Consider the following 12,552-nt stretch of genomic DNA (forward strand, 5'->3'; position numbering starts at 1 on the left):
TTTTATGTATCGCTAAGTAAAGTGCTTATAGAATCAATTAGAAATAATTAGGATAATTTTGTTTAAACAAATGAGAAATCAATTTCATAAAATTTAGGAATCAAATAATCCGAGATATATTTATTTCCTAGACCCCTCTCTATTTCATCAAATAGATAGCAATCAAACTGGGTGTTCTCTAATAATCCGCTTATTGATAAAATAGCTTTCTCTCCCTCTGAAGGAGTATAAATTTCATAAGTGTTTTTATGTTCCTTCTTTATGTTTACTTCTTTTTTTATTACTTCAGATATAAATGTACTGCCGTTAATATCTTTTTCTAAATGTGTAAAATAATTATTAATATCAATGAATGATTGGACAGAAAATCGACTTATTTTTTCTACTAAACCTCTAAACAAACTAATATTATTTCTATTAAACACAGAACCTTGTTTATAGATATACTCAGGAGATAAGGTGACTATTTTTACTTCTAAGATAATAGTGCCTTTATTAGGTAACTCACCTAAACTTACACTTTCTCCCCCGTGTTTAATACACTCTAAATGATCGTTTATATTATTAATGTTTTCTATGAACTCTAACCTTTTTGAAACTAAATCCGAAAATCCAAGCTTATTTAATTTAGCAATTTTTCCTGTTTTTTTGGTTACAGATCCTTTAATCAATTGTAGTAATATATCAGTATGCTTATTTATATAAACATTTTTATAATTAACCTTTAATTTTTTTATTACATCCTTGTTTAACTTGTCCAATTCTTCGTTTAAATTATTTTTATTATTATCTCCCTCATCCCTGAGTTCGTTATTGATACTTATTACATCATTTATTTTTTTAGTATTTTGTATAGCTGTACTATATAATTTTTCAAAATTACTACTATTTGTTTCAGTAAATGTTGCTTCTGTTTTTTTAATTAATAGCGCATTTGCACTAACTTTTGTTGCTTTATGATATTCCAATATTGCTTGAACAAAATTAGGGATGCTATTTTCGTTATATCCAATAATTTTATCAAAACCATATCTTATATTCTGCTGCAAGTACTCATCTACTTTTACTGAATCCTCATATTTTTTTATAATATTTTCATATTCAGTATTATAATTTTTGCCCTCGTGTAGAAATACTTTTTTCCCCATTCTTTGAAAGTGAGGCAAAAGATATTTAGACATAAATACTGTTTTTCCAGCTCCCTTTTCTCCGAATACAATATTTATATCTTCATATATAGGAACTGTATTTTGCTTTTCATTAATCACAACATCACTCTTTTGAGCAGCATCTAATTGTTGTTTTATAAACTGTTTTGGGTTTTTAGCAAGTTCATAAAATTTACTAAAAGAGTTTATCTTAAACTTTATTTCAGGTAGCTCATACTCACTATATTTTTCCCAATCTTGTACATCACTTCCAAGTAAAGAAATCTCGTCATGACCATTTATAATCCCCATTGTTTGAATTTTCCCAGGTTCTAAAATTATTATATAATTTTCTAAATCATTAATTAGTTTTTCTTTATCTTTAATTGTAAACGCTCTTTTCTTATCTTTATCTAAGAAATGAGGAATTATCACAATTTTTTCGCTGGAAAATTCTTTCACTTTATTAATAAAATCCTGATATTCTAAATAAAAGTTATCGTAATCTCTATTATTATCATTATCAAATGTTTCATAAAAATGATCCATTTCATTTGGATCGCAAATAACAATTGTATGGTAATGTTTCTTATCATCTATTTTTAAGTCTAACTCTATTCCAGGAAAAATCGAAAAGTTAGGTGCCGTATCCATTATCTCCTGAAATTCTTCTTTACAAAATTTGTTATGATTTGTAATAGCGCACATAACTACATTGTTATCATCCATTTTTTTTATAAAATTTTCTGGACTAATTATTCTTTTGGAACTATCTCCAGATTTGCACTTTTGAGTATGTATATGAAAATCCACTCTCATTGTTTATTCTCCTTTTTGCTCCTAACTTATTATTAAAAACACGTCTAATGCATATTTAAATAATACTATAAAAAAGAACAACTTCACAATAATAATTAAATTTTAAGATTACGGATAGCAGAGTAGAGGATTTGGTTCTGTTGCAAAGTTTTAAATAAAGAATAAAATCCCTTACGGTATCTATGATTTAAGCTGGGATTCCCAATAATACCTTGATTTCAGTACAGACCGAAAACCCGAAGAGAGTGCCTTCTTTTCGGGTTTTCTTATATAATCCTAGAATGGCTTCCATGCCTTTAATCGTGGTAGAGGCAGTGCGTAAACTTCGATAGAATTTATTGCGTCTCTTTACTGGACGATGGTCTTGTTCAATCAAATTATTCAGGTATTTAATGGTACGATGTTCTGTCCCTTGATAAAAGCCGTATTCTTTTAGTTTCTTAAAGGCACTTGTAATAGAGGGGGCTTTATCTGTGGCTACAACCTTCGGTTCATCAAACTGCTTCACTAACCGCTTAAGAAAAGCATAGGCTGCTTGTGTGTCCCGTTTTTTACGTAACTAAATATCCAAGGTTAAACCATCTGCATCGATGGCTCGATACAAATAATGCCATTTTCCTTTAATTTTGATGTACGTTTCATCCATTTTCCATGAATAAAAGGATTTTTTATTTTTCTTTTTCCAAATTTGATAGAGTAGTTTACCATATTCTTGCACCCAACGATAAATCGTCGTATGAGAAGCGTTAATGCCACGATCATATAAGATTTCTTGGACTTCACGATAGCTAAGGTTATAACGAAGATAGTAGCCCACGGCTACAATAATCACATCCTGCTGAAATTGCTTTCCTTTAAAAGGATTCATCGTCATTCCTCCTGCTATCTTTTTCTATTATTCTACCTTATTTGATAGTAGATTTAAAACTTTGCAACAGAACCCTGCGTAGAGAAAGAGCTTGAGCACAGCTTCAAAAGACAGTTTTTTACGATACGAATTGTAATCAAAAATACATTTTTGGGAGTTGACAGAAAGTTTTCCTAATTTTATGGCAGAAAACCATTTATTAAATGCTGTATTTGTTTTATACTTATCCATGTATGAGTCCTTTTTATTGGTCTTGGATAAGTCATCCAAGTGCTAGTATAAAGGATTTTTTGTTCTATGGAATAGGTTAAAATTTTAATGCAACACTAGTGAAAATTTTTATATCTTTAGACTCAATGATAAATTCTTTCGTATCCAAGTTAGCCGTTAATGTTGCACTATCACTACCGTTTTTATTTTTACGTGTAATCACTATTTCTGATTCTGATGGCGTTGCTACTTCAATCGTTCCATCCAAATCAAACGCCGCAGATTCATTTCTAAATTTTAAAAGTGCAAATAATTGTTGAATCACTGGCCGTTGCACTTCTTCTCCAATTTCGGCTAAATCATAGTAATGACGATTAATATTACGCCCTTCTTTCGTTGCTTCCAACAGTTCAATATCATTTTTTCCTGCTAATAACCCAACGTAATAAATTTGTGGAATCCCTGGCGCAAATACTTGAATCGCACGTGCTAACAGATAGCTACGGTCATTATCGCCTAATGCACTATAATAGGTGCTGTTAATTTGATAAATATCTAAATTATTGTAATTGGCACTTGAATAGACCTTCTTCACATTCGCCCCGACTTTATACAATTCCTCAGAGGTGTAATCCAATTCTTCATCTGTTAATAAATCACGAGCGTCCACAACACCAATTCCATCATGCGTATCCAATGTTGTAAACTGCTTCATCGGACTCATTTTCAACCAATTGGCTAAACGTTCTGATTTTCCACTATAAAGTGAATACAGAGTGACCATTGGCAAGGCGAAGTCATAGATATAATAATCATGATTGGCAATTTTCATTTGAATGGAATAATGCTCATGGATTTCTGGTAATAATTCGACGTCATATTTCGCTGCTTCTTGACGCACTTCGTCTAAAAGTTCCCAAATATCTGGTTCCACGAAGAAATCATTGGTATCTAATTTTTTAATCGCATAAGCAAACGCATCTAATCGAATTAAAGAACAGCCATGGTTCGCCATATCTTTGATGGTTTCTCGAATAAATTCTTTCACAACTTCTTTGGTCACATCTAAATCAATTTGTTCTTCCCCAAAGGTATTCCAAACCTCTTCTGTCGTACCATCCGCAAATTCTACCGTTTGAAACGGCGCTTTGTCTTTACGCTTGTAGATTAAATCAATATCTTCTTGTGTTGGTCGATTTTCTGGGAAAAATTCATGAATACGGATAAACATTTCTTTGTATGGTGACTGCTCATGGTTTTTTTTGAAATCTTGGAAAAATTTTGATTCACGAGAAATGTGATTAATCATAAAATCAAACATCAAATAATAATCTTCACCTAATGCTTCCACATCTTCCCATGTTCCAAGAGCTGGATCAACTGTCGTATAATCACTCGGCGCAAAGCCTCGATCACCTGTCGATGGAAAAAAAGGCAACAGATGTACACCACCAATAACACCTTGTAAATGTTTGTCTAAGACTTGTTTTAATTCGCCCATGTTTTTTCCTAAACTATCTGCATAGGTGATGAGCATTGCTTCGTTTTTAATTTTCATAATTGTCCTCCATAATTAGCTAATACAATACTTTCAAACGGTCGTAAACGCAATTTTCGACTTTGATCTAATAAAACATCTTCATAATTATTGATTAATACTTGTTGGTACTGTTCATCTACATAATATTCTTGTTCTGTTGCTGTAACGTTTAAGATAACTAATACGATTTTATCTTCTAATTGGCGTTCATAAAGCAAAATATGTTCATTTTTATCTTTCACTGGTAGAAATTGTCCGTAGATTAGCACGTCTTTGTATACACTATTTTTTCTTAATTTAATTAATTGATGATAATAATTGAATACCGACTGTTGATTGGTTAACTGAGCTTCTGCATTGAGTTCTGGATAATTAGGATTTACTTTTAACCATACATTATCAGAAGTTGAGAATCTGGCATTTTTTTGCGTATTCCATTGCATAGGTGTGCGAGAATTATCCCGACTTCGTTTATTGACAGCTTTCAATGCTTGCTCTGGTGCCAATCCATATTCTAATGCCCGTTTATACTGAGAATGCGTAGCTACATCATCAAAATCTTCTAATGATGCCATTTCTATGTTGGTCATTCCTAGTTCTTGTCCTTGATAAATAAAAGGGGTACCTCTTAGTAACATAAAAAGCGTCGCCAACATTTTTTTACTATAATCATTGATCCATTCTTCTGGAATATATTTATTAATTGAACGTGGTTGATCGTGGTTTTCTAAATATAAGGCGCCCCAACCTTTATCTTGCGTAACTAATTGATTCGTAAAAATATTGGTACGCATATCCGTCCATGTCCATTGGCTATCTTTAAACCATTCACCAGTTTCAGGTACATCAATATCCGTATAACTAAAATCAAAAACCATCGAATAATAGCCATCTTCACCAATATATTCATCTAAACGTTCATTAGGAACATCGGCTTCTGCTACCGTCATACTATTATGTGGTTTAAATGTCCGCTCTCTCATTTCTTTTAACCACACTTCAATGCCCGACTGATTAAGAATCCAGGGCCCAATGAAGGCTAACCCATCTTCTCCATCAGATTCAAAGATGCCATACTCTAGTTTTTTTTTGATGTTTAATATCGCATCGATTCTAAATCCGCCTAGTCCTTTATCTAACCAATAGTTAATCATTGCATAGATTTCTTCACGTACTTCTTCATTTTCCCAATTCAAATCAGGCTGCTTTTTAGTAAATGCGTGTAAATAAAACATATTTTCTTCGTTTGGAATGAGTCTCTTTTGGTGTTGCACTTATATTGTAAATTCAAGCTACTATATCTGTTTCAAATAAAAGCGTTGTGTCGCATAATCACCATGTAGTTCTGAGTCAATATAAAAACCGAGATTCATCAATTCATCGCCAGCAAATGTTACATCTTCCATTTGATAAGTTGCTTCTTCTGCTAATCCTGCTAATTTCAATGTGACTAATGGATGCGCAGCTTCTGCTAATACTCGGAAATAAAAGACCATGGCTTCTGTTTGGTCTTTTGAGACAAACATCCATGCAGTATCATTGCCTTCAAACGGACTTTCCAAGCGATAAAAAGTTCCATATTGCAAAAGTTGGCGATGCTTTTTATAAAAGGCAACTTGTTCTTTAATTTCTGCTTTTTCTTCAGAAGTTAATTGCGTTAGATCTAGCTCATAACCAAAAACACCAGCCATCGCAGCATTGCCACGAATAGTTAAACTCGTTTCTCTTCCTGTTTGATGATTTGGGACTGCTGAAACATGCGCACCCATACTTGAAATTGGATACACTAAGCTGGTTCCATATTGAATTTTCAGACGAGCCACGGCATCGGTATTGTCGCTCGTCCAAGTTTGTGGCATGTAATACAAGAAACCTGCATCAAAACGACCGCCTCCACCCGAACAACTTTCAAATAAAATAGTTGGATAATTCGTTGTTAACTTTTCTAAAAATTCATATAACCCTAACATATAACGATGAGCCACTTCACCTTGCATCGTTGAGTCCAACAAGACAGAATAGACTTCTGTCATATTTCGATTCATATCCCACTTCACATAATCAATCGGTACACGATCAAAAATCGCCGTCATTTGTTGATAGATATTATCACGAACATCTTGTCTTGAAAAATCAAGAACATATTGATTTCGACTAATTGAGCGGTCACGACCTGGAATACCCAATGCCCAATCTGGATGTGCTCGAAATAGTTCACTATCTTCAGAAATCATTTCCGGTTCAAACCAAATCCCAAATTTCATCCCGTTATCATGCACTTGCTTGGCTAAATTTTCCAAACCACAAGCAAGTTTGCCTTCTGTTTCAACCCAATCACCTAATGAAGTGAAGTCATTTTCACGACCGCCAAACCAACCATCATCTAAAACAAACATTTCAATGCCCAAGTTCTTCGCATCATCGACAATATTCATGATTTTTTCTTCGTTAAAATCAAAATACGTTGCTTCCCAGTTGTTGATTAACGTGGGACGTTCTTGTAAACGATAGTTTCCACGAATTAAACGGTGATTATACAATTCATGATACGTCTGTGATAACGTATTCAGACCTTCATTACTATAAACCATCACGACTTCTGGCGTTTGAAATGAGTCGCCAGTTTTTAGTTGCCAACCAAAATTAAATGAATTAATTCCCATAATGACCCGTGTTTGGTCAAATGGATCTTTTTGAATCACCGTTTCGTGATTACCGCTATAAACTAAATTAAATCCATATGCCTCTCCTTGAAATTCATCTGTTTTGGCATCTACTAAAGCAACAAACGGATTTTGTTGATGGCTGCTTGATCCGCGTTTACTATCTAATACTTTTATCCCTGTGTGAATTTTTTCTCTAGTCATTTGACGTTCTCTTGCCCAGGTACCATTTAAATGAATTAACTCGAGTGGACGATTTGAAAAATCAATTGATTGACTAGCTAAGCGGTTAATCTCCACTGTTTCATCACTATTATTTACTAATTGCGTAGAACGAATAATTACACTGTGATTTTGATAAATTGTGTAGAACAACTGTAAAGTCAATCCACTAATCGCGTCTTTCAATTGAATAATCAGCGTTTCAGCTTCATCATCATCTTCCGTATATAAGGCTGGCAATCCCGCTAAGCTGGGCTTTCCTTTTTGAATTTCGTAGCTATCATAACGAAAATCATTTACACGACTACCGTTTCCTAATTTAATATTATGCGCCGGTTCTCTAAAATCACCATGTCCATATCCTGGAAATTCTAATGGTAATGTATCTAAAGATAATAAACGATCTTGTGCATTTGCATTGTTGGGTGAGAAGGAACGATCTGTTCGGGGGTAGCGATACCCACCAGAATAGTGCGTAATCTTTTTTCCAAAATAAAGATGCGTTAAATAATTATTTTCTTCGATTCCTAATAGATAGCTAATTTTTTTATTTTGTAAATGAAATGTTTGTGTGTGATTGTCAAATATAATCATAAGTTTATGAACTCCTTTATAATGAGAATAATTTATTGGTTATTTCACTGCTCCATTGCTCATTCCAGCTATAATACTTCTTTGGAAAGCAAGATAAACTAGTGTAATCGTGACAATTCCTACTGTATAGGAAGCAAAACTTGGACCATAGTCGTTAAAATATTGTCCCGTATAATTATATTGAAACAATGGTAGTGTCCACATATTAGACTCACGATTTAAAATTAATAATGGTAGCATGAAATCATTCCAAAACCATAGAGCATTAAGAATAATAGTCGTCGCATGCATTGGTTTTAACATTGGGAAAACAATTTTGAAATAAGTTGTAAAGTGACTAGCCCCATCAATTTCAGCAGCCTCATCCAGACTGATAGGCACATTTAGTTTAATAAAACCAACATATAAAAATAGTGTCTGTGGTACGGCATAAGTGAGATAGAGTAAGATTAATCCCCACATATTTGCTAAACCAATTTTACTCATCATAACGGTAATCGGAATCATAATTACTTGGAAAGGAACAAAAATTCCTAAAATTAAAAATAAATACATCAATCCGTATGCTTTCCCACGAGTCATTTTTCTTGCTAGTGAATAAGCAGCCATAGGAATAATTGCTGTCACAGCAACTACTGCAATGATTGTGATGATTGCCGAATTCCAAAAGTAATGACCAATTCCATCCGCTAACAATCTTCGGAAATTTTCCAAAGTCGCTGGATTAGGAAAACGAAAGAAATTATTCATAATATCGGGTGTTGTTTTAAATGAACCGAATAGCGTTGAAACTAAGGGAACTAAAATCATGAAGCCCCCTAATAATAAAAGCAAGTATTTAGAAATATTTTTTTCTTTTGATGTTTTCATTGGGAAACCTCCTAGATTTCAAATTTTTTCGATAATTTTAATTGTGCCAGTGAAACAATCCCAATTAAGATAAATAAGACTAAAGCAATAGCATTCGCATAACCAAACTGATTGTTTTTAAAAGCATAATTATAAACAAGTAACCCCAAAGATGTTGTGGCATCGCTTGGTCCACCACCAGTTAAAGCAAAAATTTGATCAAATGCTGTTAAGCCACCTTTTAATGCCATAATAAATACCATTGAAATACTTGGTAATAAGTAGGTGATTTCAATATTCCAAAAAATTTGCTTATCATTCGCCCCATCCATTCTAGCAGCTTCAATAATTTCTTGTGGAATACTTTGAAAACCCGCTAAGAAAATGATGACTGGCATGGCAATTCCTTGCCAAAGTAAAACAAAAATTACTGCAAAAATCGCTCCCCATGTTGTTCCTAAAAGACTGGTTTGTAAAAATTCAATGCCTAACATACTACCAATTTTTGGTAAACCATAGTTAAAAATTTGTTTAAATACTAAGGAAACAACCACGCCCGATAAGACCGCTGGAAAAAAGAACCATGCTCTAAAGAATGTTTTCCCTTTAATATTTGCGTTCAACGCCCGCGCAATCAAAATACCAAAACCAATTTGTCCAGCAATCATGCAAAGCGTCACAATTAAAGTGAAGCCAATCGATTTGATAAACTTCGGATCAGAAAAAAGAATCTTATAATTGTTCAAACCCACAAAATCAAAATTATAAGTCAGACCAGTCCAATTAGTTAAACTGTAAAAAGCACCTTGAACCATTGGAAAGTAGAAAAAAATCATCTGCAAAATAATTGGAATTGCTACAAAAATGATTGCCCAGTAACGATTTAAAATTTCTTTTATTTTCATTTTATTTTCCTACCTTCCGTCAGCTTTCATTGGATTAAAGAAAGCATTTAATGCGTTAATCATGGCTTTTTGATTGCCATTGTGTAAATAATTTGTTGTTAAGGTATAAAAATCATTTTCACTATTCCAATCTTTGGCTAACCAAACTAAATGACGATCAGTAAAAGCAAGTTCAGTTAAACCACTTAATGGTGAATCCTGAGTATTCTCGATAACGCCCTCAACAGCACACGGTGCACCATCTACATCATAATATTTCTGCATCGCTTCAGGTGTTGTCATATATTCTACAAAACGTTTGGCTTCTTCTTTATGTTGAGAAGTTGCAGAAACTGATAAGGCTAGGTCTCCTGCGCCAATCGTTAGACTTTGACCTGCTTCATCTGCTGGAAAAGGAAAAGTTCCTACTTCAAAATCTGGATTTTGTGAATGAATCATCGGCATTGCCCATGAACCATTCGGCATAATCAACGCATCACCTTTTGTAAAAGTAACTACTGTATCGTTATAACCGGCACCTTGCCAGTTGTTTTGCAAAGCTTTTGGTTCTCTTAACAAATCTAATCGATTAAAATCTTTTTGCATTTCTTTGCTTTCAGCATTAATTCCATTAACTTCTGAGAAACGCCAAACATTGTTCGCTTCCTCTTCACCACCAGCAGCAGTCGCTAAAGCTAGTTGGTGATAACCATTTAAAGTCCAGCCTTCTGCTCCTGCAATCGCAAACGGTACTTTGTTTTGATCTTTAATCTCAGCTACTATTTTTTCAAATTCTGCCCAAGTTTCTGGTGCTTGAATTCCCATTTCCTCAAAAGCAGTTTTGTTATAGTAAAAACCATAGACATTAGCGGTTAATGGTATGCTATATACACGATCCTCAATAGCAAAACGTTGTGCATATCCATTTTTGATATTCTCTAAATACGGTTCTTCGGTTAAGTCCTCTAAATAACCAGCTTTCGCCCATTCTTTCAATTCTATACTTTGAGGATAAAGATTAATGACATCTGGTACATCGCCTGCAAGCATACGTGTTTTAATTACTTCACCAGCATTCGGTACATCCACAACTTTTACATGAATATCAGGGTTTTTTGCTTCAAAATCTTTAGCAATCTCCTGAATCGTTTGAGTCATTTCTTTTTTTTGATTAAAAAACTCTATTTCTACCTTACCGCTTGCATCTTCCTGATTTTTTCCACAAGCAGTCAAAGAGATCGTTGCTCCTAGTGCTATACAAGTTAAAATGATTTTTTTAGACCACTTCATTTTATGCTCCTCCTTATACAATTTGAATGCGTTTTCTTTTTTGTTAACACTAATGTAACTGTTTACTAAGTGTTTTGTCAATATTTTTACTAAATTTAACTAAGAAAAGAGTAAGGAATTGAAAATTCCTTACTCTTTCAGCTTCTTTTTAATTATATTCAGGTAAATAGTCCCCATGTGCTTCGATTAAATCATCCACTAAATTTTTGATATCTGTTAAAGACAATTCAGATGATAGATGTGGATCTAAATACGCTGCTTGATAAATTTTTGATTTATCTAGTGTTAAAGCGGCTTCTACTGTCAGTTCTTGAACATTGATATTCGTCCGATTTAAAGCAGCTAATTGTGTTGGCAATTCACCGACATAGGTTGGTTGCACGCCATTTTTATCGACTAAACAAGGTACTTCCACACAAACATCTGTCGGTAAGTTTGTGATTAAGCCTTTATTTAAGACATTTCCTGCAATCACTGACGGAGTTCCTGTCGTAATAGAATCCATGATATATGAAGCATATTCACGGCTTCTCGTATGTGTTAACTCCCCATTATTTACAATGTCCTCTCGCATGCTTTCCCAATCATTAATTTGTTGTTCACAACGACGTAAGTATTCATCCAACGGAATCCCTAATTCGTCAATCAATTCTGGGTATTTTGATTTAATAAAGTATGGATGGTATTCTGCATTGTGTTCACTTGATTCTGTAATATAGTAACCAAAACGTTTCAACAATTCAAAACGTACAGAATCTGGATGTGGATTTGGTTTTTCTGCAGCTAACTGACGAATTGTTGGATAGAAATCTTCCCCATTTTTTGTAATTTCCAACAAGAATGCTATATGATTAATGCCTGCAATTTTCCATTGAAAGTCATTTAAGTCATATTGATCGGCTATTCCTAAATGCTCAAACAATTCTGGTACGCATACTTGAACGCTATGACATAAACCAACAGTCTTAATACTCGTCGCTTTTAAAACACCCATGGTTAACATCGCCATCGGATTTGTATAGTTCAATAACCAAGCATTTGGACAAACTTCTTCCATTTCTTTAGCAAAGTCTAACATTACTGGTAGTGTCCGTAGGGTTCTAAAAATCCCACCAATCCCCATGGTGTCACCAATAGTTTGTCGCAACCCATATTTTTTAGGAATATCAAAATCAATCACTGTTGAAGGTTTATAACCACCCACTTGAATAGCATTGATAACAAAATCAGCCTCTCTTAACGCTTCTTTGCGATCATAATAAGAAACAATATCAGCACGATTTTCATTCGAATTTTTATTAATATTTTTAAGCATTAAATTTGATTCTTTTAGTCGTTTTTCATCAATATCGTACAATGCAATATGTGCATCTTGTAGACTTGGAGTTAACATCGCATCGCCTAATACGTTTTTTGCAAAAATAGTACTTCCTGCACCAATAAATGTAATTTTTGTCATGTACTT

General features: G+C 33.6%; 8 protein-coding genes and 1 pseudogene. All 9 read right to left on the reverse strand.

All coding sequences use genetic code 11. The features are described from left to right. Positions 1-62: 62 nt before the first annotated feature. On the reverse strand, positions 63-1,967 hold the full coding sequence (locus tag EGX73_RS04665) for a hypothetical protein (RefSeq protein WP_253764195.1): 1,905 nt from the start codon (positions 1,965-1,967) through the stop codon (positions 63-65). 187 nt (positions 1,968-2,154) lie between these two features. Continuing rightward, positions 2,155-2,835 (reverse strand): annotated as a pseudogene (locus tag EGX73_RS04670) (IS6 family transposase). A gap of 307 nt (positions 2,836-3,142) precedes the next feature. Next, complete coding sequence (gene gtfA, locus EGX73_RS04680; RefSeq protein WP_123866771.1) at positions 3,143-4,603, reverse strand: sucrose phosphorylase; 1,461 nt, start codon at positions 4,601-4,603, stop codon at positions 3,143-3,145. Next, positions 4,600-5,820, reverse strand: a complete 1,221-nt coding sequence (locus EGX73_RS04685; RefSeq protein WP_002342361.1) for an alpha-amylase family glycosyl hydrolase — start codon at positions 5,818-5,820, stop codon at positions 4,600-4,602. The genes gtfA and EGX73_RS04685 overlap by 4 nt, the downstream gene beginning before the upstream one ends. A 60-nt stretch (positions 5,821-5,880) precedes the next feature. Beyond that, positions 5,881-8,064 (reverse strand): alpha-galactosidase, encoded by a 2,184-nt coding sequence (locus tag EGX73_RS04690; protein WP_002343072.1) that lies wholly within the window; start codon positions 8,062-8,064, stop codon positions 5,881-5,883. Positions 8,065-8,103: 39 nt separating this feature from the next. Beyond that, positions 8,104-8,934, reverse strand: a complete 831-nt coding sequence (locus tag EGX73_RS04695; protein ID WP_002343071.1) for a carbohydrate ABC transporter permease — start codon at positions 8,932-8,934, stop codon at positions 8,104-8,106. A gap of 11 nt (positions 8,935-8,945) precedes the next feature. Beyond that, positions 8,946-9,818: a carbohydrate ABC transporter permease gene (locus EGX73_RS04700; RefSeq protein WP_002290370.1), complete on the reverse strand. Its 873-nt coding sequence runs from the start codon at positions 9,816-9,818 to the stop codon at positions 8,946-8,948. Positions 9,819-9,827: 9 nt separating this feature from the next. Next, entirely contained in the window at positions 9,828-11,087 is a 1,260-nt protein-coding gene (locus EGX73_RS04705; protein ID WP_029486207.1) for an extracellular solute-binding protein, read from the reverse strand. A 148-nt stretch (positions 11,088-11,235) separates the two neighbouring features. Then, positions 11,236-12,546 (reverse strand): alpha-glucosidase/alpha-galactosidase, encoded by a 1,311-nt coding sequence (locus EGX73_RS04710; protein WP_123866772.1) that lies wholly within the window; start codon positions 12,544-12,546, stop codon positions 11,236-11,238. Positions 12,547-12,552 lie beyond the last annotated feature (6 nt).

Origin of the sequence: Enterococcus sp. FDAARGOS_553 (genome assembly GCF_003812305.1) — a bacterium.
GTDB classification, from domain to species: Bacteria; Bacillota; Bacilli; order Lactobacillales; family Enterococcaceae; genus Enterococcus_D; species Enterococcus_D gallinarum.

Bases quoted from the DNA above. Each gene is read 5' to 3' on its own strand.
- EGX73_RS04685 (WP_002342361.1), bottom strand. From the start codon at position 5,820: ATGTTTTATTTACACGCATTTACTAAAAAGCAGCCTGATTTGAATTGG.
- gtfA (WP_123866771.1), bottom strand. From the start codon at position 4,603: ATGAAAATTAAAAACGAAGCAATGCTCATCACCTATGCAGATAGTTTA.
- EGX73_RS04700 (WP_002290370.1), bottom strand. From the start codon at position 9,818: ATGAAAATAAAAGAAATTTTAAATCGTTACTGGGCAATCATTTTTGTA.
- EGX73_RS04690 (WP_002343072.1), bottom strand. From the start codon at position 8,064: ATGATTATATTTGACAATCACACACAAACATTTCATTTACAAAATAAA.
- EGX73_RS04695 (WP_002343071.1), bottom strand. From the start codon at position 8,934: ATGAAAACATCAAAAGAAAAAAATATTTCTAAATACTTGCTTTTATTA.
- EGX73_RS04665 (WP_253764195.1), bottom strand. From the start codon at position 1,967: ATGAGAGTGGATTTTCATATACATACTCAAAAGTGCAAATCTGGAGAT.
- EGX73_RS04710 (WP_123866772.1), bottom strand. From the start codon at position 12,546: ATGACAAAAATTACATTTATTGGTGCAGGAAGTACTATTTTTGCAAAA.
- EGX73_RS04705 (WP_029486207.1), bottom strand. From the start codon at position 11,087: ATGAAGTGGTCTAAAAAAATCATTTTAACTTGTATAGCACTAGGAGCA.